The organism is Pseudomonas guariconensis, from assembly GCF_040822035.1.
GTDB classification, from domain to species: Bacteria; Pseudomonadota; Gammaproteobacteria; order Pseudomonadales; family Pseudomonadaceae; genus Aquipseudomonas; species Aquipseudomonas guariconensis.
Map to the genome: position 1 here is coordinate 5,005,886 of NZ_CP162012.1, position 24,596 is coordinate 5,030,481.

The window sequence follows — 24,596 nt, forward strand, 5'->3', positions numbered from 1 at the left end:
GCGGCTCCTTGGCGTGAACGGGTTACTATACCGTGGCTTGCCGACCTAACGAGAGTTTCCCATGCCCGTTCTTCCTTGGTCCGCCATCGATACCGTCCTGCTGGACATGGATGGCACCCTGCTCGACCTGCACTACGACAACCAGTTCTGGCTGGAGCACCTGCCCCAGCGCTACGCCGAGCTGCACGGTGTCAGCCGGGCCATGGCCGAACTTGAGCTGCAGCCGCTGTTCGAGCGCAATGCAGGCACTCTCAATTGGTACTGCCTGGATTTCTGGAGCCGCGAGCTGAACCTGCCGATCCGCGAGCTCAAACAGGAAATCGCCGACCTGATTGCGCTGCGCCCGGACGCCGATACCTTCCTCGCCGCAATCCGCCAAGCCGGCAAACGCGTGGTGCTGATCACCAATGCCCATCGCGACTCGCTGTCACTGAAGCTCGAGCGTGTGGAGCTGGCGCCCTATTTCGAGCGGCTGATCAGTTCCCACGACTACGGATTTCCCAAGGAAAGCCCGCAGTTCTGGGACGCCCTGCAGGCGGACATCGGCTTCGATCCTGCGCGCAGCCTGTTCATCGACGACACCCTGGCGATCTTGCGCAGTGCGCGACGCTTCGGCGTGGAGCATTTGCTGGCCGTGCGCCAGCCCGACAGCAAGGCGGGACCGCGTGATACTCAGGAGTTCGCCGCGGTGGAGGATTACCGGCAACTGCTGGAAGGTCTGTGAGCATGCAGTCGCGGATGAACCCGCTCCCACGACGATCACACGGGAGCGGGCTTATCCGCGCATCGGGACAACAGGCAATCAGTCAGGAATGCGCAGCACCTGTCCCGGATAGATCTTGTCCGGATGCTTGAGCATCGGCTTGTTGGCCTCGAAGATCTTGTTGTACTTGTTGGCATCGCCATATTCGGCCTTGGCGATGGCGCTCAGGGTATCGCCTTTCTTGACCGTGACGAAGCGTGCCGCCTGGGCCACGGGCCCTGTGACGGTGATCTGGTCGTCCACTGATGCCACGCCATCGATGTTGCCCGCCGCCAGGATGATCTTTTCCTTTTCTTCCTGGCTCGCCACCTCGCCCTTGAGCACGATCGTATCGCCCTGGACGGTGGCGGAGATGTTCGGGTTACCCAAGCCGACGGATTCGACGTGCTTCTTGAGCTGCGCCTCGGCGTTGGCGTTTCCGGGCGTCAGCAAGTCGATCAGTTTTTCACCGGCTTCCTTCACGAAACTGAACAGGCTCATGTCGCTCTCCTTGATGATCAAACATGGGAAGCAGGAGTCTAGGACAGACTTGGCCAATCCGCCTCGCCAAGCCAATCGACGTCCTCTATCAGGGGATAGAACCTAGCGACTAGACGTCGCCCGCCTGCAAGCCTAGGCTTGTGCAGGTAACAAGCCGCCGGTAATCCGCTCTGATGAACAGCAAACCCCCAGTCTGTGCGGCGTCCATGCCTCTTGCCTTGCCTGCCGCCAGTAATACCTACGACTACGTACAACTCACCGACGAGGTGCGCGACAGCACGCCGCTCGCCGAAGAGGTGGCTCTGGCCATCGTCTACAACGGTCTGAACCAGGCGGTGATGCTGGTCAGCCCTACCCATCTGGAAGACTTCGCCGTCGGGTTCAGCGTCGGCAGCGGTATCGTCGCCAGCACCGACGAAATCTATGACGTGAAGCTCTCCGGCAGTGGCTCGGCGCTCTACGCCGACCTGGAAATTTCCAGCCGCGCCTTCTGGAATCTGAAGAACCAGCGCCGTCAGCTAGCCGGCACCAGCGGCTGCGGTCTGTGCGGCGTCGAAGCCCTGGAGCAGGCGCTACCCGAGCTGGCCACGCTGCCCGGTGCGCCCCTGCCTCCTGCGCACTGGTTGGCCGGGCTGCGCCAGCGCATCGATGCCTTCCAGCCCCTGGGGCAGCACTGCGGCGCGGTGCATGCGGCGCTGTTCATGGACCGTGACGGCGAGCTGCTACTAGGCCGTGAGGACATCGGGCGCCACAACGCGCTGGACAAGCTGATCGGCGCGCTGCTGCGCCAACGCATCGATACTGAGGGTGGCCTGGCCATCGTCACCAGCCGTTGCAGCCTCGAACTGATCCAGAAAGTCCTGCGTGCCGGCATCCAGACCTTGGTCAGCCTCTCGGCACCGACCGGCCTGGCCCTGCAATGGGCGCGTAAGCACAATCTCAATCTCATCCACTTGCCCAAACACAGCGCACCACGGGTATACAGCCCTGTGGCGCAGCAGTCGCAGGGATGAACGCGCCCGAGACCGCGGCCTCCCCCCTCTGTTCGAAAGCTGGCGAACAGCCATAAAAAAAGCCCTGTGCGCAACGGCCAGGGCTTTGTCTCAAGTAGCTTCAGACAAGCAAAATTTGAGAAAGTTTCACCTAAAAAACAAGAAGTTAGAGAATTGTGTACAAGTCGTGCTACTCGTCGGATTTCCATTGCCAGCCGCCTCGCCGAGCCTCAAATTCGCCTCGTCATCCCTATGAGGCTCTCTCGATGAAGAAGTACTCCTCGATTCTGTTGTTGTCTTTCAGCTTGCTCAGCGGCGTTGCCATGGCCGGTGGCAATACCGAGGCCGGCATTGGCGGCGCATTGGGTGGGGTACTCGGCTCCGTAGTAGGTAACTCCATCGGTGGTAGCACCGGCGGCGCCATCGGTGCCGGCCTGGGCGGTGCGGCCGGCGGTGCCCTGGGTGCCGACAAGCGTCAGCGCGGTGAGGCCGCCATCGGTGGCGCACTGGGCGCGGCCGGCGGTAACGTAATCGGTCGCTCGATGGGCGGCACTACCGGTAGCCATATCGGTGCAGCCGCAGGTGGTGGTGCCGGTGGTGCCCTGGGTAACTACCTGGGCAACAAGGCCGACGATGACGATCGTCACGACCGCCGCTACCGTCGTGACTACGACGGCCGCCGTCACTGGGACCGTGGCCATCACTACGGCCATCGCAAGCACAAACGCCACTGGCGTTACGACGACTGATCATTCAGTCAAGCAAAGGCCCTGCCCTGACCGGCAGGGCCTTTTCGTTGGTGTCGACTTTGCGGCTCAGCGGTTGAACTGCAAGCCCGCCAGGGACGCCTGCAGGGCGTCGGGGAAGGTCACCGGGTTGCCGGAGGCACGCTCCACGAAGACCTGCACCACCGTCCCCGCCGCACAGGCTTGCGGCTCGCCTGGACGGAACAGCGCCAGGTGGTACTCCACCGTGCTACCTGCCAGGCGCACCACGCCCAACCCCACTTCGAGCACATCGGGAAACCCTGGCAAGGCATAGAACTGCGCCGCCGAGCTGATCACCACGCCCACCAGTTCACCCTCGCGCAAGTCCAGCTCGGCCTGCTCGACGAGAAACGCCTGGATGGCCGTCTCGAAGTAGCCATGCACCGTCGCGCCGGCAATATGACCATTGATGTCGTTGTCGTGGGGGCGGGTGAGGATAGGATGGAAGTGGTTGAAATGGCTGCGCTGAGGGGATTCGGTCATAGGTTACCCAGGCTTGGTTACGCGAGTGGAGGTTGCGGCCGTCATTAGGAGCAGTTGGGCTGCCCAGCAGCCCAATCACCGGACAAGCCCTCGATTGCTCCAGTGACCATACCATCGGCTCAGGACCAGAAACAAAAAAGCCGCCCCGAGGGGCGGCTTTTTCGTCCGTGCTCGCGTGCTTACAGCTGCGGGCCAGCGGCCTTGATGGCCTCGGAGACGTCGAACTTCTTGAAGTTCTCGATGAACAGATTGGCCAGGCCTTTGGCGGCCTCGTCGTAGGCAGCCGAGTCAGCCCAGGTGTTGCGTGGGTTGAGCAGGACGGTTTCGACGCCCGGAACGGCCTTCGGCACATCCAGGTTGATGATGTTCAGGTGCTCGGTCTCGGCACCGATCAAGGCACCGCTCTGGATCGCAGCGATCACGGCACGGGTGGTCGGGATGCTGAAACGCTTGCCAACGCCATAGCCACCACCGGTCCAGCCGGTGTTGACCAGGTAGACCTTGGAGCCGAAGCCTTTGATGCGTTTGATCAGCAGTTCAGCGTACTCACCAGCCGGACGTGGGAAGAACGGAGCGCCGAAGCAGGTGGAGAAGGTGGACTTGATGCCGCCGCCCGAACCCATCTCAGTGGAACCAACCAGCGCGGTGTAGCCGGACAGGAAGTGGTAGGCCGCCTGCTCATTGTTCAGGATCGAAACCGGAGGCAGAACGCCAGTCAGGTCGCAGGTCAGGAAGATGACCGCGTTCGGCTCGCCGCCCAGGTTCTTCTCGGAACGCTTCTCGACGTGCTCCAACGGGTAGGCGGCGCGGCTGTTCTGGGTCAGGCTGCCATCGGCGTAGTCGGCGTGCTTGGCGTCGTCGAGAACGACGTTTTCCAGCACCGCGCCATGCTTGATGGCTTTCCAGATGACCGGCTCGTTCTTCTCGGACAGGTCGATGCACTTGGCGTAGCAGCCGCCTTCGATGTTGAAGACAACGCCTTCGCCCCAACCGTGCTCGTCGTCACCGATCAGGTAACGGCTCTCGTCGGCCGACAGGGTGGTCTTGCCGGTGCCGGACAGACCGAAGAACAGGGTCACATCACCTGCTTCGCCGATGTTGGCGGCGCAGTGCATCGGCAGAACGTCGGCAGCTGGCAGCAGGAAGTTCTGCACAGAGAACATGGCTTTTTTCATTTCGCCGGCGTAACGCATGCCAGCGATCAGCACTTTCTTCTGGGCGAAGTTGATGATCACGCAACCATCGGAGTTGGTGCCGTCACGCTCTGGAACGCATTCGAAATTGGCGACGTTGAGCACTTGCCACTCTTCACGACCGGCCGGGTTGTACTGGGCCGGATTGATGAACAGGCAACGGCCGAACAGGTTCTGCCAGGCAGTCTGGGTGGTCATCTTGACCGCCAGGTAGTGCTCGGCGGCAGCGCCTACGTGAACGTGGGAAACGAAGTGCTCTTGGGCGTTGTTGAACGCCTCGACGCGAGCCCACAGAGCATCGAACTTGTCAGCCGGGAACTTGCGGTTGATCGGCCCCCAGGCAATGGCACCGGAGGTGCTGGGCTCGTCGACGATGAAACGGTCAGCCGGCGAACGGCCGGTACGATGACCGGTTTTCACAACCAGTGCGCCAGTATCGGCCAGCTCGCCTTCACCGCGGGACAGCGCTTCTTTTACCAGCTCATCGACGGTCAGGTCGGTGTACACGGTGTTGTTGGCTTGCGTCATGAGATACCCCATCCGGCCCAAGGCCGAGTGCTCCAAACGTTTTGTAGTTGTCTATTTCAAACTACTACAGCGAAAAAAGTGGCCGGATTATGCCAGAAAAGCCCAAAAAAAGTAGGCCCCTCCTGTCAGAACTGCGCTTTTGCGCAATTCGACAGGAGTTTCTCCTGTAGTGAACCGTTTCAGTGCTGAGTATCTGACGGTGCCTCGGTGCCACCACCTGCAAACAATTGCGCCACATCGCTCGCGTCGAAGAAATAGCGCTCGTTGCAGAACTGGCAATCGATCTCGACCTTGCCACCACACTCTTCCACCAATGCCTTGGCATCCTCTTCTCCAAGGCTCACCAATGCATTGCCGGAACGCTCGCGCGAGCAGCTGCAATGGAAGCGCAGGGGCTCGATGTCGAACAGACGCACGGCGTCCTCATGGTAGAGGCGGTGCAGCAGGGTTTCGTTGTCCAGAGACCACTCCTCAGGCTTGAGGGTGCCTGCCAGGGCCACGACATGCTGCCAACTGCCCTCGCGCTCTTCTTCGTCGCGCTGGCGATCGACCGGCAACTGCTGCAGCAGCAGGCCACGGGCCTTGCCACCCTTGGCGTCGAGCCAGAAGCGCGTGTTGAGCTGCTGGGACTGGACGAAATAATTGGTGAAGCACTCCGACAGGTTGGCGCCATCGAGGTCCACGGTGCCCTGGTAACGCTGGCCCTTGACCGGATCGATGGTCAAGGTCAGGTGACCGTCAGGCATCAGCTGGGCCAGGGTCGCGTCGGCCGGGATCTGGTCCGCCTCGTAGCGCGCCATGCCGCGGATATCGCGATCGCTGGAGCACTCGACCATCAACAGCGGAATCGGCCCCTGGGAGCGCGCCTGAAGCACCAGCAGGCCATCGAACTTGAGTGCGCCCACGAGTAACGCGGTCGCCGCCATCAGTTCACCCAGCAGCACGGCGACCGGCTGAGGGTAAGGATGACGGGCCAGCACGTCGGCATAGCTCTGCTCGAGCGCCACCCACTCGCCGCGGATATCGCGGTCGTCGAAGATGAAACGCTGGGTGAAGTCGGTATCCGGCAAATCGCTCATAGGTTTTGGCTATCTAAAAATGATGACAAAATGGTTACAGGGAATTACGACTCCCGTGGCAGAGCGTCCACGAGACGCTCTTAACCCCGTTGGTAATAGAGGTATTTTATGGACAATCGACCACTGTTCCAAGCAAGGTGGTCCTGGGGACCCCTCGTAGCCTGTACCCTGCTGCCTGTTGCTCTACTGTGTTTCTGGTTATGGCCTTTTGGCCAGATCCTATGTCTGACTTTAGACGAGTGGCTGTTCCACAGCCTCAACGCGCCGTTGGCCGACAACACCCTCTGGCGATACGTCTGGACGATCGGCAGTCTGCGTCCTTTCGATATTGTCGTCGGCTTGATCTTGCTGGCCCTGCTGATCCGGGGCAATTGGGTGTTCAAGGCGACCCAGGTGCGCGAAGCCTTCTTTGGTTTTCTGGTAACGCTGCTCCTCTTAGTGGTGGTTCGCGTACTGTTTTCCAAGTGGGTAGCGATCATGGGCTGGCAACACAACAGCCCATCGATGGTCTTCGACAACGTAGTCCATCTGAGCGACTACTACCCGAATCTGGAAGCCAAGTGGGAACTGAAGGATCGCTCCAGCCAGAGTTTCCCGGGCGATCACGCTTCGGTGCTGTTGATCTGGGCGCTGTTCATGACCCTGTTCAGCCGCACCCTGCTGCAGCGGCTGGTGATCTGGGGCCTGGCATTGCTGTTCATGCTGCCGCGCCTGGTGGCAGGCGCCCATTGGGGGCAGGACGACTATATCGGCGGATTGCTGATGGCCGTGCTGGCCTTGGGCTGGAGCTGCTACACACCGCTGGCGGCAAAAGCCAGTGCGGCGTTGCTGCGATGGACCGCCCCGTTGTTCAGCTGGCTGGCACGATTGCCGCTGGTGGGCAGGATGAGCGTCATTCGCACGGCCTGAATGGCCTTCGGGGCCGCGCTGCGGCCCCTACTCATTCATAACTGCCATGCAGCTGATGAATCTGGCGCCGCTGCTTCTTGGTCGGCCGCCCATCGGTGGTCACACCGAGCGCGCCAGCCTTGCGCATCTGGGCAGCCTGTTCACGACGCCGTACGCTTTCTTCGGTCTCTTCGTACAAGGCCTGCGCCTGCGGCGCTCCGCGACGTACATCCGACAAGGCCTTGACCACTACGGTACGTTCATCGAATCCGGTACGCAGCACGAATTCGTCACCTACCCGAGGCTCCTTGCCCGGCTTGCAGCGTTCTCCCCGGCAATGCACCTTGCCACTCTCAATGGCCGCCTTGGCCAGGGCCCGGGTCTTGTAGAACCGCGCCGCCCATAGCCATTTATCCAGGCGTACCTTGTCGTCTTCTTCCGCTTTGTGGGCCATCCCATTACCTCGAATTCTGTCTTTCACGGAACTGTACTACCGTAACTTGCGGATGCAAAAAGTCCGTGCCGTGCTTACAGTTCACCACCTCATTCGCAGGGCGTGTTTCGTGAAGACATTTGACCATCTGACTGTAATCGGCCTGCGCGAGTGGGTCGCCTTGCCCGACCTCGGCCTGGCGGGCCTGCGCGCCAAGATCGATACCGGCGCCAGCACCTCCAGCCTGCACGCCACGGACGTAGAACCGTTCGAGCGCGACGGCCAGTCCTGGGTGCGCTTCACCGCTCATCTGGGGTCAGTGGTGCAACTTCGCCACCGTCGCTGCGAAGCCCCGTTGGTCACGATGAAAACCATCAAGAGCTCCAACGGCCAAGCCCAGGTCCGCTATGTGATCCGTACGCCGCTGGCGTTGGGCGACCGGGTCTGGGAGGTGGAGTTCACCCTTGCCTGTCGCAAAAACATGCGCTATCGCCTGCTGCTCGGTTCCAAGGCGCTGATTCACGGCCAGCTGGTAGTCAATCCTGGCCTTAAGTACGTTCAGGACAAACCGGCCTTTCCGGCCACCCTTTCCCCTGTCACAGGTGCTGCATGAAGATCGCTGTGCTGTCGCGCAATCCGCGTCTGTATTCCACCCGCCGCCTGGTCGAAGCCGGTACCCAGCGTGGTCACGAGATGGTGGTGATCGATACCCTGCGCGCATACATGAACATCGCCAGCCACAAACCGCAGATCCACTATCGCGGCAAACCGCTGGAAGGTTTCGACGCAGTCATACCGCGCATCGGCGCGTCCGTCACCTTCTATGGCTGCGCGGTGCTGCGCCAGTTCGAGATGATGGGTGTCTACCCGCTCAACGAGTCGGTGGCCATCGCCCGCTCACGCGATAAGCTGCGCTCCCTGCAACTGCTGTCGCGTCGCGGAATCGGCCTGCCGATCACAGGTTTCGCTCATTCGCCGGATGACATCCCCGACCTGATCCAGATGGTCAACGGTGCCCCCTTGGTGATCAAGGTGCTCGAGGGCACCCAGGGCATCGGCGTGGTGCTGTGCGAAACCACCAAGGCCGCCGAATCGGTGATCGAGGCATTCATGGGCCTGAAGCAGAACATCATGGTCCAGGAATACATCAAGGAAGCGGGCGGTGCCGACATCCGCTGCTTCGTCGTCGGCGACAAGGTCATCGCGTCGATGAAGCGCCAGGCCAAGCCTGGCGAGTTCCGCTCCAACCTACACCGCGGCGGCGTCGCCAGCCTGATCAAGATCACCCCCGAAGAGCGCATGACCGCCATTCGTGCGGCCAAGGTCATGGGTTTGAGCGTGGCGGGGGTGGACATCCTGCGCTCCAATCACGGGCCACTGGTGATGGAGGTGAACTCCTCGCCGGGGCTCGAGGGGATCGAAGTCACCACCGGCAAGGACGTGGCCGGGATGATCATCGAACACCTGGAGAAGAACGGCGGGCCGAACCAGACACGAACCAAAGGCAAGGGCTGAGCCAACACAGCCGCGGAGCCATGACAGGGCATCAAACGGCGTTACGGGGCAACAGCAACCCCAATGGCAACCTTACCCGCGCTTCGATTCCGCCACCGGAACGATTGCGCAACTCGACATTGCCCCCGTGCTGGGCCGCGATCCGCTTGACGATCGCGAGCCCCAACCCGGTGCCCTTGCCGCCTCGGGCACGATCTCCGCGGATGAAGGGGTTGAAGATGGTCTCCAACTCCGACTCGTCTATCCCCGTCCCTCGGTCCAGTACGCTGAGCACCACATAGGGCGCGCTCTGGTCACCGGACACGTACGCCGCCACTTCGACCCCTTTGCCCGCATGATGCAAGGCATTACCGATCAGGTTACCCAGCATGCGCTTGAGCGACACCCGACGCAGCGGGAATGGCGGAATCGGCTCCAAGCACAGGCGCACCCGCTCCTCCGGCTGGTTGTAAGGCGCCACGACTTCGCGAACCAGTGCGCCCAGATCGGCCACTTCCACCGGCTCGTCCCGACCATCGCGGATGAAGGCCAGGAACTGGTCGAGGATCGCATCCATATCCTCGATGTCGCGGACCATGTCATCGGTCAGCTCACTGTCGTTGGCCATCAATGACAACGACAGGCGCAGGCGGGTCAGGGGGGTGCGCAAGTCATGGGACACTCCCGCCAGCATCAGTTCACGCTCGCGTCCGGCCTGCTCGACGTCTTCGGCCATCTGGTTGAAGGCCCGGTACACCTCGGTCATCTCGCTTGGTGTGTCGCTGATCGGCAACCGCACGCTGCGCCCCTGGCCCAGCTGCCGGGCAGCGAACACCAATCGCTTGAGCGGCTGGTTGAGCTGGCGCACGAAGATCCACGCCGAAGCGGTGGACAACAAACCGATGGCCAGGAACCAGCCCAGCACGTTCCAGATCTTCTGCCCCCGCAGCGGGTGCGGATACAAGGGCACCTTCAACCAGCCGGGGCCCAGGCTCGGCGCGTTGACCCACAAGGCAGGCGGCGCGTGGATGCGCAACCGCACCTCGGTGTCATCGCCAAGTTCGGCCTGCATCTGGCGTTGGTAGATCTCGCTGTAGGGCCAATGCTGCTCACCCTCCGGCACACCGGAGCCGGTGACCCGGATCAACCCTGCCGCCTCGGCGATCTTGTCGCGGTTCTCCTCGTCGGCGGCCCAATAGGCGCGCAATGTCAGGGCCACGCCATGGCTGTACTGGCGATCGACCAGCACGTCCTCGTTCATCAGCAGGTACACCAGCGTCAAGGCCTTGGAGAACAGGACGACGATCAGCACCAGCCACAGGGTGCGGGCGAAGAAGCTTTGCGGGAACCAAAGAGGCGTTTTCATCTGGACAACTACTGCGCTGCGCTCACGGGCGGGGCTCGACAGGGTGCGGGCCTGATCCAGACGCAAACAGGGCGACCCCATCGGGTCGCCCTGGTGCGTGATGGCAAGCCTGCAGGCTCATGTTCATTTGCTGGCGTTTCCGTCCGGCACGAAGACGTAGCCTACACCCCACACGGTCTGGATATAGCGCGGTTTGGAAGGGTCCGGCTCGATCATGCGGCGCAGGCGCGAGATCTGCACATCGATGGACCGCTCCAACGCATCCCACTCGCGGCCGCGAGCCAGGTTCATGAGCTTGTCGCGGGTCAGCGGCTCGCGAGCGTGCATGACTAGCGCCTTGAGCACGGCGAACTCGCCGGTGGTCAGCATGTGCACTTCATCGCCACGCTTGAGCTCGCGAGTAGCCAGTGAAAGTTCGTAGTCGCCGAACGTGACGGTCTCGTCCTCGCTGCCAGGGGCACCCGGTACGCTCGGGGCCTGGCGACGCAACACGGCCTTGACTCGCGCCATCAGCTCGTCCGGGTTGAAAGGTTTGCCCAGGTAATCGTCGGCCCCCAGCTCCAGGCCCTTGATGCGACTGAGCTCGTCGCCCTTGGCGGTGAGCATGATGATCGGGATCTGGTTGTTGGCCTTGCGCAGGCGGTTGCAGGCAGAGAGGCCGTCCTCGCCGGGCAGCATCAGGTCGAGCACCACCAGGTTGAAGACCTCACGGGCCAGCAGGCGGTCCATCTGCTCGGTGTTGGGCACCGCGCGGGCACGATAGCCCTTGCTGGTGAAGAAACGTTCCAGCAGGCTGCTCAGCCCCGGATCGTCATCGACGATGAGAATCTTCTCGCCTTCAGCGGTATTTGCGGTGCTGGTCATGAATAACTCCTTTGGTATCGCCGCGCATTATGGCGTAGCCATGACAACGCGTGCCGTGTGCATTGTTAGCAGATTTTTCCCATGGCGCCACTTCCCGCCTGGCCGAGGCTGGCCCGGCGCTATCACCGCAAGCCCGGCACGATGGGTATAATGCGCCGCTTTCACCCTGCGCCGCCGGGCCTGAATGCCCCCTTGCGGCCTCCAGCATTCATTATTTGTCAGGTGGTTCTCATGGACAGCATCAACAGCCGTATCGCCGAGGAACTGGGCGTTCGCCCGCAGCAGGTCGAAGCGGCCGTGGCCCTGTTGGACGAAGGCTCGACGGTGCCTTTCATCGCCCGTTACCGAAAGGAAGTCACCGGCAGCCTGGATGACACCCAGCTGCGTCACCTGGAGGAGCGCCTGCGCTACCTGCGCGAACTCGACGAGCGCCGCGCCAGCATCCTGGCCAGCATCGAGGAGCAGGGCAAGCTGACCCCGGAGCTGGCCCGCGAGATCAAGCTGGCCGACACCAAGACCCGCCTTGAAGACCTCTACCTGCCCTATAAGCAAAAGCGCCGCACCAAGGGCCAGATCGCCCTGGAAGCCGGCCTGGGCGAACTGGCCGACGGTCTGCTCAACGACCCGCAACTGACCCCGGAAGCCGAAGCGGCGCGTTTCGTCGATGCCGACAAGGGCGTGGCCGACGTCAAGGCCGCCCTGGAAGGGGCCAAGTACATCCTCATGGAGCGCTTCGCCGAAGACGCCGCCCTGCTCGACAAGCTGCGCGTGTTCCTCAAGCAGGAAGCGGTGCTCAGCGCCCGCGTGGTCGCCGGCAAGGAAGAAGAAGGCGCCAAGTTCCGCGACTACTTCGCCCACGACGAACTGCTGCGCAGCGTGCCCTCGCACCGCGCCCTGGCGATCTTCCGCGGTCGCAACGAAGGCGTGCTGACCGCCTCGCTGAAGGTAGGCGAGGAACTGCCAGGCACACTGCACCCCTGCGAGCTGATGATCGGCAACCACTTTGGCCTGGAAAACCGCAACCGTCCGGCCGACAAGTGGCTGGCCGAAGTGGTGCGCTGGACCTGGAAGGTCAAGCTGTACACCCACCTGGAAACCGACTTGTTCGGCGAGCTGCGCGACAACGCCGAGAGCGAGGCGATCAACGTCTTCGCCCATAACCTGCACGATTTGCTGCTCGCTGCGCCCGCCGGTCCTCGCGCCACCCTGGGCTTCGACCCGGGCCTGCGTACCGGCTGCAAGGTCGCGGTGGTCGATGCCACCGGCAAGCTGCTCGACCACACCACGGTCTACCCTCACGCACCGAAGAATGACTGGGACCGCACCCTTTCCATTCTCGCCGCGCTGTGCGCCAAGCACTCGGTGGAGCTGATCGCCATCGGCAACGGTACCGCCAGCCGCGAGAGCGACAAGCTGATCATCGAGCTGGTGAAGAAATACCCCGCCCTGAAGATCACCAAGGTCATGGTCTCGGAGGCCGGCGCGTCGGTCTACTCCGCCTCTGAGCTGGCAGCCCGCGAGTTCCCAGACCTGGACGTCTCGATCCGTGGCGCGGTCTCCATCGCCCGCCGCCTGCAGGACCCGCTGGCCGAACTGGTGAAGATCGACCCCAAATCCATCGGCGTCGGCCAGTACCAGCACGACGTCTCTCAGGTGAAGCTGGCGCGCGGCCTGGACGCGGTGGTCGAGGACTGCGTGAACGCCGTGGGCGTGGACGTCAACACCGCCTCCGTGGCCCTGCTGACCCGCATCTCCGGCCTGAATGCCACCCTGGCCCAGAACATCGTCGCCCATCGCGACGCCAACGGCCCGTTCACCACCCGTGCGGCGCTGAAGAAGGTCAGCCGCCTGGGCGAGAAGACCTTCGAACAGGCCGCAGGCTTCCTGCGGGTAATGAACGGCGACAACCCGCTAGACGCCTCGGCGGTGCACCCGGAAGCCTACCCGCTGGTACAGCGCATCGCCGCCGATACCGACCGCGACATCCGCTCGCTGATCGGCGACAGCGCGTTCCTCAAGCGCCTGGACCCGAAGAAGTTCACCGACGAGACCTTCGGTCTGCCAACGGTCACCGACATTCTTCAGGAACTGGACAAGCCCGGTCGCGATCCACGCCCTGAGTTCAAGACCGCGACCTTCCAGGAAGGGGTCGAGGACCTCAAGGATCTGGAGCCCGGCATGATCCTCGAAGGTGTGGTGACCAACGTCACCAACTTCGGCGCCTTCGTCGACATCGGCGTGCACCAGGACGGCCTGGTGCACATCTCGGCGCTGTCGGAAAAGTTCGTCAAGGACCCGCGCGAGGCGGTCAAGGCCGGCGACGTGGTCAAGGTCAAGGTCATGGAAGTGGACATCCCGCGCAAGCGGGTCGGCCTGTCCATGCGCATGAGCGACACACCCGGCGAGAAGGTCGAAGGCAACCGTGGTGGCAATCGTGGCAATGGCGGCAACCGCCAGCAACAGGCACCGCGCCCGCGTGAAACCGCAGCCGCACCGGCCAACAACGCCATGGCCGCGCTGTTCGCCAACGCCAAGCAGTTGAAGAAGAAGTGATGCAGATCCCGGCCGAATACGTTGAAAGCGCCTTCAGCCAACTCCTGGGCTGCCGCCTGCAACGCCTGGAGACGGGCGTAGCCGAGGTGGCCCTGACGCTGGAGCCGCACTTACGCAACCGCGGCCAGAAGCTGCACGGCGGGGCGATCTTCAGCCTGGTGGACATCGCCATGGGCCTGGCCTGCTCGGCCAGCCATGGCTTCGATCAGCAGAGCGTGACGATCGAATGCAAGATCAACTACATGCGCGCAGTCAGTGACGGTGAAGTCGTGTGCACCGCCCAGGTGCTGCACGCCGGGCGCCGCACACTGGTGGTCGACGCCGACGTATTCCAGGGCGACAAGCGCGTGGCCAAGGCACAAGGAACCTTCGCGGTTCTCTAGCTCACCAAGGCTTATCTGCGGTATTTTCGGTGTTATCGAGTATCGGGGCCGCTGCGCGCCCCATTGCAGGCCTCGCCCGCGTCCACAGGCTAAACATCAGGTCCTGGGGGTGGTGGCGAGGCCTGCGATGGGCTGCGACGCGGCCGCGGTCGGCACTGGCACTGCTGAAAACCCAGACAAACCAGGCGACAACGCCAGTTCCTTTTCAAACTACCCTTGTAGACCGTCATCCCTACCCCCATATTGGGGCGACTGACGCGTGAAGGAATACATCTTGAGCGAACTCCTCAACCGCCGCCTGAGCCTGCTCGGCGCCAATCTCCCCCTGCTCAAGCAGTGCCTGCACGGTATTGAGCGCGAATGCCTGCGTGTGACCGACGAAGGTCGCCTGGCCCAAACGCCGCACCCGGAGGCCCTGGGTTCGGCGCTGACCAACGAGCAGATCACCACTGACTATTCCGAGTCGCTGCTGGAGTTCATCACCCCCGCCCTGGCGGACCCGGCCAAGGTGCTCGAGAGCCTCGACGAGATCCACCGCTTCGTCTATGCCAAGCTCGGCGACGAGTACCTGTGGAGCCCGTCCATGCCCTGCACGCTGCCGGCCGAGGAGGACATCCCGATCGCCGAGTACGGCACCTCCAACATCGGCAAGCTCAAGCATGTCTACCGCAAGGGCCTTGCCCTGCGCTACGGCCGCACCATGCAGTGCATCGCCGGCATCCATTACAACTTCTCCCTGCCCGAGGCGCTGTGGCCGCTGCTGCGCGCAGCCGAAGGCAGCGAGGAAAACGACCGCGACTATCAGTCGGCGGCGTACATCGCCCTGATCCGTAACTTCCGCCGCTACAGCTGGCTGTTGATGTACCTGTTCGGCGCATCGCCCGCCCTGGACAAAGGCTTCTTGCGTGGCCACCCGCATCAGCTCGAAGAGCTGGATGCCGAAACCCTGTACCTACCCTACGCCACCAGCCTGCGCATGAGCGACCTGGGCTACCAGAGCAATGCCCAGGCTGGCCTGACGCCTTGCTACAACAACCTGGCCAGCTACACCGACAGCCTGCGCAAGGCGGTCGGCACGCCCTACCCGCCCTATGTCGAGATCGGCACGCACAAGGATGGCGAGTGGGTCCAGCTGAACACCAACATCCTGCAGATCGAGAACGAGTACTACTCGAACATTCGCCCCAAGCGCGTCACCTATACCGGCGAACGTCCGATCCAGGCCCTGACCTCCCGCGGCGTGCAGTACGTCGAAGTGCGTTGCCTGGATATCAACCCGTTCCTGCCAGTGGGTATCGATCTTCCCCAGGCACGTTTCCTCGATGCCTTCCTGCTGTTCTGCGCCCTGGACGACAGCCCGCTGCTCGAAAGTGGCGAATGCGGCCAGTGCACCAACAACTTCCTCACCGTGGTCAAGGAAGGCCGCCGTCCGGGCCTCGAACTTCGTCGCAACGGCCAGCCCATCGGGCTGAAGGATTGGGCCAGCGAGCTGATCGCCCGTATCGCCCCACTGGCCGAACTGCTCGACCGTGCCCAGGGCGGCGAAGAACACGCCAAGGCGTTGGCCGCACAGCAGGCCAAGGTCGACGATGCCTCCCTGACGCCGTCGGCCCAGGTGCTGGCGCGCATGGCCGAACACAACGAAACCTTTGTCCAGTTCTCCCTGCGTCAAAGCCGCCTGCATGCCGGAACCTTCCGCGAGCAACCGCTGAGCGTCGAGCGCCAGCAGGCCTTCGAGACCCTGGCGCGCGAGTCGCTGGCCGAGCAGTCGCGCCTGGAGCAGCAGGAAGTCGGTGACTTCGACCTGTTCGTGGGTGCCTATCAGGCCAGTATCCTGGCCATCAGCAACTGATGAGCCGCGCCACCAGCCCGCGCAAGCCACGCGCCAGCAGCCAGGCCAGGATCGACGCGATCCTCGCCGCGGCGCGCGGACTGTTGGCCGATCAAGGCGTGGCGGGCCTGTCGATCTACAGTGTGGCCGAGCGGGCACAGATCCCGCCGTCTTCGGTGTACCACTTCTTCGCCAGCGTACCGGCGCTGCTCGAAGCCTTGACCGCTGACGTGCATCTGGCGTTTCGCGAAGCCCTGAGCGCCCCTATCGACAGCAGCGCGTTCAGCACTTGGCACGACCTGTCACGGCTGATCGAGCAGCGCATGCTGGACATCTACAACGAAGATGCGGCCGCACGCCAACTGATCCTCGCCCAACATGGCCTGAGCGAAGTGGTGCAGGCCGACCGCCAGCACGACCTGGAGCTGGGCGAACTGATGCACAAGCTGTTCGACCAGCACTTCCAGTTACCGGCGATGCCCAGGGATGTGGATGTATTCGCCCTGGCCATGGAGCTGAGCGACCGGGTCTATGCGCGCTCGATGCAACTGCACGAACAGATCACCCCACGCATGGCCGAGGAAGGCAAGCGAGTGTTCGAGGCGTACCTGGGGCTGTACCTGCCGCCGTTCCTGCCCAAGCGCTGAACCACAGGACCGCTGCGGATCCTCTCACGACACAAGGCCACTGCTGCCGGGCATCGTGCACCCTGCAGGAGCGGCCTTGCGTCGCGCGAGGGGCGCACAGCGCCCCATCACCCTTACAACTTGGCGATGGACACTTCGGTGGATTTGACGAAGGCGATCACTTCGCTGCCCACCTGCAGTTCCAGCTCACGCACGGAACGGGTGGTGATCACCGAGGTGACGATGCCAGAGGCGGTCTGTACGTCGATTTCCGAAAGCACCGGGCCTTCGAGGATTTCCTTCACGGTGCCTTTGAACTGGTTGCGAACGTTGATGGCTTTGATGGTCATGATGTGATTCCTTCTCTAGGGCTTCTTGGGTTCAGTGCGCCCAACGCAGCTGCGTGGGCAAAGGGGCTACAGGTTCCGGCTCGGGCGGCGTGCCCGGTACGGCGAGAACACGGTTGAGGACTTCGCTTTCCAGCGCCGCCAGGCGGTGCGATCCACGCGCTCGCGGACGCGAGAGGTCGACAGTCAGGTCCAGGCCGACGGCGCCGTCTTCGATGAGGATCACCCGATCTGCCACGGCGACGGCTTCGTTGACGTCGTGGGTAACCAGCAACACGGTGAAACCGTGCTGGTGCCACAGCCGTTCGATCAGTTGCTGCATCTCGATCCGGGTCAAGGCATCGAGCGCCCCCAGTGGCTCGTCCAACAGCAACAGGCGCGGTTTGTGAATCAGTGCCCGGGCCAGGGCCACACGTTGCTTCTGGCCGCCCGACAACGCCGCTGGCCAGTCATGGGCGCGCTCGGCCAGGCCGACCGCTTCCAAGGCTTGCAACGCATCGGCGCGCCAGTTGCCGGACAGCCCCAGGCCGACGTTGTCGATCACCTTCTTCCAGGGCAGCAGGCGCGCGTCCTGGAACATCAGCCGGGTTTCCTCGCGGGCTTGATCCAAGGGCGCGGCACCGGCGAGCAACTGGCCGGCGCTGGGCTGGTCGAGGCCCGCCAGCAGGCGCAGCAAGGTGCTCTTGCCGCAGCCACTGCGCCCCACGATAGCGACGAACTGGCCGGCCGGAATGTGCAGGTCGATGCCTCGCAGCACCTCGCGCTGGCCAAACGCCTTGCGCACGCCCTGAACCGCCAGGGGGATACCGCGCAGCAAGCGCGGCGGTTGTTCCTTGAGCACGGTCATGCGCCCTCCTTCTTCGCCGGTTGATAGGCCGGGTGCCAGCGCAGCCAGACACGCTCCAGGCCACGGGCGGCCAGGTCGGCAAGCTTGCCGAGCACGGCGTACAGGACGATGGCCAGGACCACCACATCGGTTTGCAGGAACTCACGGGCATTCATCGCCAAGTAACCGATACCGGCATTGGCCGAGATGGTCTCGGCGACGATCAGCGTCAACCACATGAAGCCCAGGGCGAAGCGCACGCCCACCAAGATCGATGGCAGCGCGCCCGGCAGGATCACCTGGCGGAACAGGCCGAAGCCCGACAAGCCATAGCTGCGCGCCATCTCAACCAACGCCGGGTCGACGTTGCGGATGCCGTGGTAGGTGTTGAGGTAGATGGGGAACAGCGTCCCCAGCGCCACCAGGAAGATCTTGGCCGACTCATCGATGCCGAACCACAGGATCACCAGGGGAATCAGCGCCAGATGCGGCACGTTGCGGATCATCTGCACCGAGCTGTCGAGCAGACGCTCGCCCCAGTTCGACAGACCCGTGATGAAGCCCAGCACCAGGCCGATGCTGCCGCCGATCACAAAGCCCAAGGCCGCGCGCCAGCCGCTGATGGCCAGGTGCGTCCAGATCTCGCCGCTGCGCACCAACTCGACGCCGGCGCTGACCACCGCGCTCGGCGCCGGCAGGATGCGGGTCGACAGCCAGCCGCTGGCGACCGCCAACTGCCACACCGCCAACAGCAGCAGTGGCAAGGCCCAGGGTGCCAGGCGCTTCGACCAGGAAGAAGTTGCTCGACTCATGGCCAGGCCCTCAGCTCTGCGCCACGGACTTGGGCAGGATGTCGTTGGCGACCATCTCGCCGAACGGGCTCACGTAACCACCGCTCTTGGGCTGTTCGGGGCGCTGCACATCCAGGTGCGGGAACAGCAGCTCGGCGACCCGATACGACTCTTCCAGGTGCGGATACCCGGAGAAGATGAAGGTATCGATGCCCAGCGCGGCATATTCCCTGACCCGTGCCGCCACGGTCGGGCCATCGCCCACCAGCGCGGTACCGGCACCGCCGCGCACCAGACCGACGCCGGCCCACAGGTTGGGGCTGACCTCCAGCTTGTCGCGCTTGCCGCCGTGCAGGGCGGCCATACGCTGCTGGCCCACAGAATCGAAACGTGCCAGGGATGCCTGGGCACGGGCGATGGTGTCATCGTCCAGGTGCGAAATGAGCTTGTCGGCGGCCGCCCAGGCCTCTTCGTTGGTCTCGCGGACGATCACGTGCAGGCGGATGCCAAAGCGTACCTCGCGACCCTGCGCGGCAGCTTTCTCACGTACCTGAGCGATCTTTTCCGCCACCGCAGCCGGCGGCTCGCCCCAGGTCAGGTACAGCTCGACCTGTTCGGCAGCCAGGTCCTGGGCAGCGTCGGAGGATCCGCCGAAGTACAGCGGCGGACGCGGTTGCTGGATCGGCGGATAGAGCAGCTTGGCGCCTTTGACCTGGATGTGCTTGCCGTCGTAATCGACCACCTCACCCTCGAGCACCTTGCGCCAGATGCGGGTGAATTCCACGGAGGCTTCGTAGCGCTCCTGATGGTTCAAGTGCAGACCATCACCGGCCAGTTCTTCAGGGTCGCCGCCGGTCACCAGGTTGAACAGCGCGCGACCGTTGGACAGGCGATCCAGCGTCGCGGCCTGGCGTGCGGCCACGGTCGGCGAAATGATGCCTGGGCGCAGGGCCACCAGGAACTTCAGGCGCTGGGTCACCGGGATCAGCGAGGCGGCCACCAGCCAGGAGTCCTCGCAGGAACGCCCGGTGGGGATCAGCACGCCACCAAAGCCCAGGCGGTCAGCGGCCTGGGCGATCTGCTGCAGGTAACCATGGTCGACCGCGCGGGCGCCGTCGTTGGTGCCCAGGTACTTGCCGTCACCGTGGGTCGGGAGGAACCAGAAAATGTTAAGGCTCATTGGAGTTGTCTCCTCAAGGGTGGCTCGGGCCGGGAGCAGCCCCGGCCGCAGCGAATCGATCAAGGCGCGGTGGCGACCTTGGCGGGGGGTGTCCAAATCACGTCCTTGATGCTCAAGGGCTTGGGAATCAGCTTCAGCGCCTGGAAGGTGTCGGCGATCTTCTGCTGGGCGGCGACCACCTCAGGCGTGAGCGGCTTGGCACCGAAGCCTTGGCGCTTGACGGAGGTGAGAGTGATGTCGGCAGGCAGGCCGAGCAGCGGGGCGACCTGGTCGGTGACCTCCTGCGGGTTGGCCTGCGACCACTGGCCGATGGCACGCACCTCGTCGACCAAGGTCTGGATCACCGCCGGGTGTGAAGTGGCGTACTTGCGGGTGGCCAGATAGAACTGGTGGTTGTCGACCAGGCCCTTGCCGTCACGCAGGGTGCGGGCTTGCAGCTGCTGTTCGGCAGCGGCCTGGTACGGGTCCCAGATGACCCAGGCATCGACACTGCCACGCTCGAAGGCGGCGCGGGCGTCGGCCGGCGGCAGGTAGACCGGTTGGATGTCGCTGTACTTGAGGCCTGCGTCTTCCAGGGCGCGGACCAACAGGTAGTGGACGTTGGAGCCTTTGTTGAAGGCGACCTTCTTGCCTTTGAGGTCTTTCACCGACTGCACGGGCGAGCCCTTGGGCACGAGGATCGCCTCGCTGTGCGGTGCTGGCGGCTCGTAAGCCACGTAGAGCAGGTCGGCACCGGCGGCCTGGGCGAACACCGGTGGGGTCTCGCCGGTTACGCCGAAGTCGATGGAGCCGACGTTCAGCCCTTCGAGCAACTGAGGGCCGCCGGGGAATTCGGTCCACTGCACCTGGATGCCTTGCTCGGCCAGGCGCTTCTCCAGCGACCCCTTGGCCTTGAGCAGCACCAGGGTGCCGTATTTCTGATAACCGATACGCAGGCTTTCTGCCTGGGCCTGGGTGATGGCGCCGAAGGACACAGCCGCCGCAAACAGGGCGACCAGACCACGACGCAAGAAGACTGTGCGCATGGCGCTCTCCTGTGCGAGTTGGGTTCGGGTTGCACCTGCTTGCCCGTTGGCGGGCGAGTAAGGTGGGAAAACGGTGAAGCGGTGATGCCGGCTCAGATGCTCCAGCGGGCAGTGAGCAGGCGTTCGTTGAGCACGCCCGGGGCCACGGGTTTGGGCCGTCGGGCCAAGGCGCTGTGGAACAGTTCCAGTGAATCCTCAAGCCGCGCCTCGAGTGCGGCGGCCAGTTGCGCGGGCTTGCCGTGCTCGCCGTAGGCGATCTGGCTGTCGTCGGCGAAGATCCCTTGCAGGGTCTCTTGCGCCTTGAGTGCCGACAGCACCGGCTTGAGGGCGTAATCCACCGCCAGCATGTGGGCGATGCTGCCGCCAGTGGCAATCGGCAAGACCACCTTGTGCTCCAGCGCGCGCTCAGGCAGCAGGTCGAGCAGGGTTTTCAGCGCACCGGCGAAAGACGCCTTGTACACCGGCGTGGCGACTACCAGGCCGTCGGCCTGGGCGACCAGTTGCTGAAAGTGCTGGACCTGTGGGCTGTCGAAGCGGGCGTGGAGCAAGTCCTCGGCCGGGAATTCGCGCACCTGGAAGGTCACCACCTCCACGCCGCGATCCTGCAGCCACTGGCGCGAGCGCTCGAGCAGCACGCCGGAGCGTGAACGGGTACTGGGGCTACCACCGAGAGAAACAACCAGCATGAAAAACGCTTCCTTCGATTCGATTGCAGGGCCGCGAGGAGTTGGCCTCGCTGGAATGGAATCGACATTAACAGGCAGTCATATATATCTAGAAATCATATTTTTTCATTTGTTTATTCCATTTTGTCGATTCAGTGATTTCGCTGGGTACTCCTGTGGATGCGATGGGGAATGCACTGACGCATTCGCGGCTAAACCCGCTTCCACAGGGTGGGCGGTGATCCTTTTAGGCACGGGATTACCCGCGAAGAGGTGCTTCGGAGCAACTAATCACAGCCCCGATTCATCCCAACTTCCATATCGTCGATCAAGGCCTTGGCCATGGCACTGAGGATCCGGGCGGCGCTGCCTGACATCTGGTCGCCTTCCATCTCCGCCTCGCAGGTCAGATGGCGGATGCACCCCAGCAACACGGAGAGTTCGTCGAAGGCTTGTTGGAAGGGGATGTCGGGTTGGATGCGGTACAAGTCCAGGCAGGTCTGGACGCCTGCGGTTTTCCAGATAATGGGCTTTTCCATGGTCAGCTCTCTGCGCGGTTACAGGATCACCACCACCAGAGCCTTTCTCACGAGGTAGGGTGGCAGCCGTACACGCGGGGTGAGAAACCGAGGCGCAAGAGGAACTCGGCCAGACCGAAGTTTGCCCGGGCACGGCTGCCATAACAGGAAGGCCAGCTCTCTACGCAGTCGGGTTCTCACACCCGGTCGCCAAATAGGACGACCCGGCGACGTTATCCCCGGGGTGTTGCCCCAACAATGCAGCGGCTTCCGGCAGGTGCGTAGGATAGGTCGTTACCTGCAAAGGCCTGAAGCGCTTGGCTTGAGGTTCGGAAATATCCGACACATTGGAGGTCGGCACGCTCCTACAGGGGACACCACTAATCTCCGTGTCTAGTCCTGAAATAGGTTTACACCTGTTCAGGTAGGCCGGTAGGCCTCAAAACGCCCGATGCACCGCATCGGGCGTTTTGTGTTTCAGGGCCATGTGAGGCCGCTCCGTGTTATAGATCTGCACGGCCTCATCAACCATCTTCCGTGCCTGCTCCAGATCTTCTGGGTTACTCAGCAACAGCTCTGTTTTGAGGATTCCGTTGATGCGCTCGGCTAGAGCGTTCTGGTAGCAGTCGTACCCGTCAGTCATCGAGCAATGAACTCCGTGCCTTGTATGCAGCGACTGGTATAGCGCTGAGCAGTATTGAATACCGCGGTCGGAGTGATGGACTAACGGCTGGTGGCGCCGCCGCTTGCGCAGGGCCTGTCTAAAGGCTTGTGCAACCGACTCGGCATGTAGGCTTTCATGGACATGATGGCCAACAATCTTTCTGGAATATGCATCCGTTACCAGGCTCAGGTACAGCGGGCCGCTTCTGGAGGGCAGGTAGGTAATATCCGCCACCCAGACGTGCTCTGGCCCTGACGGAACTACCTGATTTGGGCCTGCTTTGAGAAGATTGGGATGACGGTAGAAGCGATGATAGCTTTGGGTTGTCTTGTGATACGCCCGCTTGGGCAGCACCAGCAAGCGGCGCTCGCCCAAAACCTCAAACAGCCGGTCTCGGCCAACTTGGACTCGTTTATCAGGCTGGCAATGCAGCAGATAGTGCAGTTTCCGTGTTCCCAGTCGCGGCTGACGCATCCGGATTTTCTGAACAAACTCGACAACCCGATCTGCCTGATGCGCTTTACTGTCGGCAGCTCGATTGCGCTTGTAATAAGCCTGCCGGCTAATGCCTAGAAACTGACAAGCCCTGGCAATGCTCAGTCCTGCGACTTGACCTTGCGAGAGGACTTGCCGGATCGCTTTTTTACGACCGATACACCGTAGTCATTCTTCAGGACATCAACGACGGTCTCAAAGAACTGAGCCTTCTGGCTCATCAGCTCAAGCTGCTGCTCAAGCTCTTTGATCCGCTGCTCTGGAGTGAGCGTTTTGGGGTCGGACATCGCGAAGCTCCTCTCGGCCCGGATCGACGCCCCTTGGCTCCAATCCTGCCGACCATGCTTACGCAACCATACCAGAACTGTAGATTTGCCCTGGATACCGTACCGCTCCTGGGCCTGAGTACAGGTCAATTCACCTTTTTCGACCTGATCCACTACAGCCAATTTAAAAGTCAGCGAGTAATCACGCTGTGTTCGCTTCACACCATGCACCATCGAGGTCTCCAGATTCTCGGGGGAAAGGTGTAAACCTTATTCAGGACGGGACACCGCGCATAAAAAAGGGCCGTCGAAACGGCCCAAAGATCCCTGCTATGGCTAAGAGCAATGCAACGAGGATTCCTTAACGATTCGGTTGCGGGGTCAGGCGCAGATAGGGTTTGACCGCCCGGTACCCTTTGGGGAAGCGCTGTTTGATTTCATCTTCGTCTTTCAACGAAGGCACGATCACCACCTCGTCGCCATCCTGCCAGTTCGCTGGCGTGGCCACCTTGTGGTTGTCGGTCAGTTGCAGCGAGTCGATCACCCGCAGGATTTCATTGAAGTTGCGCCCGGTGCTGGCCGGGTAGGTGATGGTCAGGCGCACCTTCTTGTTGGGGTCGATGACGAACAGCGAGCGCACCGTCAGGGTGTCGCTGGCGTTGGGGTGGATCAGGTCGTACAGGTCGGACACCTTGCGATCGGCATCGGCGAGGATCGGGAAGTTGACCACGGTGTTCTGGGTCTCGTTGATGTCATCGATCCAGCGGGTGTGGGAGTCGACCGGGTCCACCGACAGGGCGATGGCCTTGACGCCGCGCTTGGCGAATTCGTCTTTGAGCTTGGCAGTCAGGCCCAGCTCGGTGGTGCATACCGGCGTGAAGTCGGCCGGGTGGGAGAACAGCACACCCCAGCTGTTGCCCAGCCATTCGTGGAAACGGATCTTGCCGGCGCTGGATTCCTGTTCGAAATCGGGGGCGATGTCACCGAGTTTGAGGCTCATGGGGGTGGGCTCCTGTGCTGTGTCTGGTCGATGGATTCAATGTGCCTGCATTCGATTAAAAACAAAAAGAATAAATATTGATTTATTTATAACCAT

26 protein-coding genes are annotated in these 24,596 nt (G+C 62.6%); 10 read left to right on the top strand and 16 right to left on the bottom strand.

All coding sequences use genetic code 11. The annotated features are described in order from the left end of the window. The first annotated feature begins 61 nt into the window (after positions 1–61). Positions 62–724 carry a GMP/IMP nucleotidase gene (gene yrfG / locus AB1N67_RS23280; RefSeq protein WP_043208322.1) on the top strand — a complete coding sequence of 221 codons (663 nt, stop codon included), beginning with the start codon at positions 62–64 and terminating at the stop codon, positions 722–724. Positions 725–802: 78 nt separating this feature from the next. Here yrfG and lysM read toward each other — a convergent pair whose 3' ends face one another. Beyond that, positions 803–1,243 carry a peptidoglycan-binding protein LysM gene (lysM, locus tag AB1N67_RS23285; RefSeq protein ID WP_043208319.1) on the bottom strand — a complete coding sequence of 147 codons (441 nt, stop codon included), beginning with the start codon at positions 1,241–1,243 and terminating at the stop codon, positions 803–805. 173 nt (positions 1,244–1,416) lie between these two features. On the opposite strand from lysM, the gene fdhD reads away from it, so the two are divergent. Then, positions 1,417–2,256: a formate dehydrogenase accessory sulfurtransferase FdhD gene (fdhD, locus tag AB1N67_RS23290; RefSeq protein ID WP_043208317.1), complete on the top strand. Its 840-nt coding sequence runs from the start codon at positions 1,417–1,419 to the stop codon at positions 2,254–2,256. Between the two features lie 245 nt (positions 2,257–2,501). Beyond that, complete coding sequence (locus tag AB1N67_RS23295; RefSeq protein ID WP_043208314.1) at positions 2,502–2,984, top strand: glycine zipper domain-containing protein; 483 nt, start codon at positions 2,502–2,504, stop codon at positions 2,982–2,984. Between the two features lie 66 nt (positions 2,985–3,050). On the opposite strand, the gene AB1N67_RS23300 is transcribed toward AB1N67_RS23295, so the two are convergent. The 3 genes from AB1N67_RS23300 to hslO all read right to left on the bottom strand — a co-directional run bounded on the left by AB1N67_RS23300 (position 3,051) and on the right by hslO (position 6,285). Then, positions 3,051–3,485 (bottom strand): thioesterase family protein, encoded by a 435-nt coding sequence (locus tag AB1N67_RS23300; RefSeq protein ID WP_250034168.1) that lies wholly within the window; start codon positions 3,483–3,485, stop codon positions 3,051–3,053. Between the two features lie 179 nt (positions 3,486–3,664). Next, on the bottom strand, positions 3,665–5,206 hold the full coding sequence (locus AB1N67_RS23305) for a phosphoenolpyruvate carboxykinase (protein ID WP_367863416.1): 1,542 nt from the start codon (positions 5,204–5,206) through the stop codon (positions 3,665–3,667). Positions 5,207–5,385: 179 nt separating this feature from the next. After that, positions 5,386–6,285, bottom strand: coding sequence for an Hsp33 family molecular chaperone HslO (gene hslO, locus AB1N67_RS23310; RefSeq protein ID WP_043208307.1), 900 nt, complete (start codon positions 6,283–6,285; stop codon positions 5,386–5,388). 108 nt (positions 6,286–6,393) lie between these two features. On the opposite strand from hslO, the gene AB1N67_RS23315 reads away from it, so the two are divergent. Further along, on the top strand, positions 6,394–7,194 hold the full coding sequence (locus AB1N67_RS23315; protein WP_043208304.1) for a phosphatase PAP2 family protein: 801 nt from the start codon (positions 6,394–6,396) through the stop codon (positions 7,192–7,194). 31 nt (positions 7,195–7,225) lie between these two features. Here AB1N67_RS23315 and AB1N67_RS23320 read toward each other — a convergent pair whose 3' ends face one another. Then, positions 7,226–7,627 carry an RNA-binding S4 domain-containing protein gene (locus AB1N67_RS23320; RefSeq protein WP_043208302.1) on the bottom strand — a complete coding sequence of 134 codons (402 nt, stop codon included), beginning with the start codon at positions 7,625–7,627 and terminating at the stop codon, positions 7,226–7,228. Positions 7,628–7,736: 109 nt separating this feature from the next. Here AB1N67_RS23320 and AB1N67_RS23325 point away from each other — a divergent pair, with 109 nt between their 5' ends. Further along, positions 7,737–8,219: an ATP-dependent zinc protease gene (locus AB1N67_RS23325; protein ID WP_043208301.1), complete on the top strand. Its 483-nt coding sequence runs from the start codon at positions 7,737–7,739 to the stop codon at positions 8,217–8,219. Beyond that, complete coding sequence (rimK, locus tag AB1N67_RS23330; protein WP_043208300.1) at positions 8,216–9,121, top strand: 30S ribosomal protein S6--L-glutamate ligase; 906 nt, start codon at positions 8,216–8,218, stop codon at positions 9,119–9,121. The genes AB1N67_RS23325 and rimK overlap by 4 nt, the downstream gene beginning before the upstream one ends. A gap of 31 nt (positions 9,122–9,152) precedes the next feature. Here rimK and AB1N67_RS23335 read toward each other — a convergent pair whose 3' ends face one another. After that, complete coding sequence (locus AB1N67_RS23335; protein ID WP_070572020.1) at positions 9,153–10,466, bottom strand: ATP-binding protein; 1,314 nt, start codon at positions 10,464–10,466, stop codon at positions 9,153–9,155. A gap of 123 nt (positions 10,467–10,589) precedes the next feature. Continuing rightward, the gene (ompR, locus tag AB1N67_RS23340) at positions 10,590–11,330 is read right to left on the bottom strand and encodes a two-component system response regulator OmpR (protein ID WP_043208299.1); all 741 of its coding nucleotides are present in this window, start codon (positions 11,328–11,330) and stop codon (positions 10,590–10,592) included. A 231-nt stretch (positions 11,331–11,561) separates the two neighbouring features. Between ompR and AB1N67_RS23345 the strand changes: the two genes are divergently transcribed. The 4 genes from AB1N67_RS23345 to AB1N67_RS23360 all read left to right on the top strand — a co-directional run bounded on the left by AB1N67_RS23345 (position 11,562) and on the right by AB1N67_RS23360 (position 16,744). Beyond that, the gene (locus AB1N67_RS23345; protein WP_043208296.1) at positions 11,562–13,883 is read left to right on the top strand and encodes a Tex family protein; all 2,322 of its coding nucleotides are present in this window, start codon (positions 11,562–11,564) and stop codon (positions 13,881–13,883) included. Next, a complete protein-coding gene (locus tag AB1N67_RS23350; protein ID WP_052352403.1) occupies positions 13,883–14,266 on the top strand; it encodes a PaaI family thioesterase in 384 nt (127 codons plus the stop codon). The genes AB1N67_RS23345 and AB1N67_RS23350 overlap by 1 nt, the downstream gene beginning before the upstream one ends. 274 nt (positions 14,267–14,540) lie before the next feature. Continuing rightward, positions 14,541–16,118, top strand: a complete 1,578-nt coding sequence (gene gshA, locus AB1N67_RS23355) for a glutamate--cysteine ligase (RefSeq protein ID WP_167358080.1) — start codon at positions 14,541–14,543, stop codon at positions 16,116–16,118. Next, positions 16,118–16,744: a TetR/AcrR family transcriptional regulator gene (locus tag AB1N67_RS23360; RefSeq protein WP_250034172.1), complete on the top strand. Its 627-nt coding sequence runs from the start codon at positions 16,118–16,120 to the stop codon at positions 16,742–16,744. The genes gshA and AB1N67_RS23360 overlap by 1 nt, the downstream gene beginning before the upstream one ends. Before the next feature lie 113 nt (positions 16,745–16,857). Here AB1N67_RS23360 and AB1N67_RS23365 read toward each other — a convergent pair whose 3' ends face one another. From AB1N67_RS23365 to AB1N67_RS23405, 9 genes are all read right to left on the bottom strand, one after another. Beyond that, positions 16,858–17,073: a molybdopterin-binding protein gene (locus AB1N67_RS23365; RefSeq protein WP_003255829.1), complete on the bottom strand. Its 216-nt coding sequence runs from the start codon at positions 17,071–17,073 to the stop codon at positions 16,858–16,860. Positions 17,074–17,104: 31 nt separating this feature from the next. Then, positions 17,105–17,917, bottom strand: a complete 813-nt coding sequence (ssuB, locus tag AB1N67_RS23370; RefSeq protein WP_043208292.1) for an aliphatic sulfonates ABC transporter ATP-binding protein — start codon at positions 17,915–17,917, stop codon at positions 17,105–17,107. Further along, positions 17,914–18,708 carry an aliphatic sulfonate ABC transporter permease SsuC gene (ssuC, locus tag AB1N67_RS23375; protein ID WP_043208290.1) on the bottom strand — a complete coding sequence of 265 codons (795 nt, stop codon included), beginning with the start codon at positions 18,706–18,708 and terminating at the stop codon, positions 17,914–17,916. The genes ssuB and ssuC overlap by 4 nt, the downstream gene beginning before the upstream one ends. Positions 18,709–18,718: 10 nt before the next feature. Beyond that, the gene (gene ssuD / locus AB1N67_RS23380; RefSeq protein ID WP_367863417.1) at positions 18,719–19,867 is read right to left on the bottom strand and encodes an FMNH2-dependent alkanesulfonate monooxygenase; all 1,149 of its coding nucleotides are present in this window, start codon (positions 19,865–19,867) and stop codon (positions 18,719–18,721) included. Positions 19,868–19,926: 59 nt separating this feature from the next. Continuing rightward, on the bottom strand, positions 19,927–20,892 hold the full coding sequence (locus AB1N67_RS23385; RefSeq protein WP_070572025.1) for a sulfonate ABC transporter substrate-binding protein: 966 nt from the start codon (positions 20,890–20,892) through the stop codon (positions 19,927–19,929). A gap of 92 nt (positions 20,893–20,984) precedes the next feature. Continuing rightward, positions 20,985–21,578: an NADPH-dependent FMN reductase gene (ssuE, locus tag AB1N67_RS23390; protein WP_070090814.1), complete on the bottom strand. Its 594-nt coding sequence runs from the start codon at positions 21,576–21,578 to the stop codon at positions 20,985–20,987. Between the two features lie 266 nt (positions 21,579–21,844). Then, on the bottom strand, positions 21,845–22,096 hold the full coding sequence (locus AB1N67_RS23395; protein ID WP_043208284.1) for a DUF3077 domain-containing protein: 252 nt from the start codon (positions 22,094–22,096) through the stop codon (positions 21,845–21,847). A gap of 418 nt (positions 22,097–22,514) precedes the next feature. After that, a protein-coding gene (locus AB1N67_RS23400) for an IS3 family transposase (RefSeq protein WP_102081846.1) occupies positions 22,515–23,734 on the bottom strand; the annotation gives its coding sequence in 2 pieces (ribosomal slippage) (positions 22,515–23,386 and positions 23,386–23,734; 1,221 coding nt in all). A gap of 127 nt (positions 23,735–23,861) precedes the next feature. Further along, on the bottom strand, positions 23,862–24,500 hold the full coding sequence (locus AB1N67_RS23405) for a peroxiredoxin (protein ID WP_043208283.1): 639 nt from the start codon (positions 24,498–24,500) through the stop codon (positions 23,862–23,864). Between the last annotated feature and the right edge of the window lie 96 nt (positions 24,501–24,596).

Bases quoted from the DNA above. Each gene is read 5' to 3' on its own strand.
- yrfG (WP_043208322.1), top strand. From the start codon at position 62: ATGCCCGTTCTTCCTTGGTCCGCCATCGATACCGTCCTGCTGGACATG.
- lysM (WP_043208319.1), bottom strand. From the start codon at position 1,243: ATGAGCCTGTTCAGTTTCGTGAAGGAAGCCGGTGAAAAACTGATCGAC.
- fdhD (WP_043208317.1), top strand. From the start codon at position 1,417: ATGAACAGCAAACCCCCAGTCTGTGCGGCGTCCATGCCTCTTGCCTTG.
- AB1N67_RS23295 (WP_043208314.1), top strand. From the start codon at position 2,502: ATGAAGAAGTACTCCTCGATTCTGTTGTTGTCTTTCAGCTTGCTCAGC.
- AB1N67_RS23300 (WP_250034168.1), bottom strand. From the start codon at position 3,485: ATGACCGAATCCCCTCAGCGCAGCCATTTCAACCACTTCCATCCTATC.
- AB1N67_RS23305 (WP_367863416.1), bottom strand. From the start codon at position 5,206: ATGACGCAAGCCAACAACACCGTGTACACCGACCTGACCGTCGATGAG.
- hslO (WP_043208307.1), bottom strand. From the start codon at position 6,285: ATGAGCGATTTGCCGGATACCGACTTCACCCAGCGTTTCATCTTCGAC.
- AB1N67_RS23315 (WP_043208304.1), top strand. From the start codon at position 6,394: ATGGACAATCGACCACTGTTCCAAGCAAGGTGGTCCTGGGGACCCCTC.
- AB1N67_RS23320 (WP_043208302.1), bottom strand. From the start codon at position 7,627: ATGGCCCACAAAGCGGAAGAAGACGACAAGGTACGCCTGGATAAATGG.
- rimK (WP_043208300.1), top strand. From the start codon at position 8,216: ATGAAGATCGCTGTGCTGTCGCGCAATCCGCGTCTGTATTCCACCCGC.
- AB1N67_RS23335 (WP_070572020.1), bottom strand. From the start codon at position 10,466: ATGAAAACGCCTCTTTGGTTCCCGCAAAGCTTCTTCGCCCGCACCCTG.
- ompR (WP_043208299.1), bottom strand. From the start codon at position 11,330: ATGACCAGCACCGCAAATACCGCTGAAGGCGAGAAGATTCTCATCGTC.
- AB1N67_RS23345 (WP_043208296.1), top strand. From the start codon at position 11,562: ATGGACAGCATCAACAGCCGTATCGCCGAGGAACTGGGCGTTCGCCCG.
- AB1N67_RS23350 (WP_052352403.1), top strand. From the start codon at position 13,883: ATGCAGATCCCGGCCGAATACGTTGAAAGCGCCTTCAGCCAACTCCTG.
- AB1N67_RS23360 (WP_250034172.1), top strand. From the start codon at position 16,118: ATGAGCCGCGCCACCAGCCCGCGCAAGCCACGCGCCAGCAGCCAGGCC.
- AB1N67_RS23365 (WP_003255829.1), bottom strand. From the start codon at position 17,073: ATGACCATCAAAGCCATCAACGTTCGCAACCAGTTCAAAGGCACCGTG.
- ssuB (WP_043208292.1), bottom strand. From the start codon at position 17,917: ATGACCGTGCTCAAGGAACAACCGCCGCGCTTGCTGCGCGGTATCCCC.
- ssuC (WP_043208290.1), bottom strand. From the start codon at position 18,708: ATGAGTCGAGCAACTTCTTCCTGGTCGAAGCGCCTGGCACCCTGGGCC.
- ssuD (WP_367863417.1), bottom strand. From the start codon at position 19,867: ATGAGCCTTAACATTTTCTGGTTCCTCCCGACCCACGGTGACGGCAAG.
- AB1N67_RS23385 (WP_070572025.1), bottom strand. From the start codon at position 20,892: ATGCGCACAGTCTTCTTGCGTCGTGGTCTGGTCGCCCTGTTTGCGGCG.
- ssuE (WP_070090814.1), bottom strand. From the start codon at position 21,578: ATGCTGGTTGTTTCTCTCGGTGGTAGCCCCAGTACCCGTTCACGCTCC.
- AB1N67_RS23395 (WP_043208284.1), bottom strand. From the start codon at position 22,096: ATGGAAAAGCCCATTATCTGGAAAACCGCAGGCGTCCAGACCTGCCTG.
- AB1N67_RS23405 (WP_043208283.1), bottom strand. From the start codon at position 24,500: ATGAGCCTCAAACTCGGTGACATCGCCCCCGATTTCGAACAGGAATCC.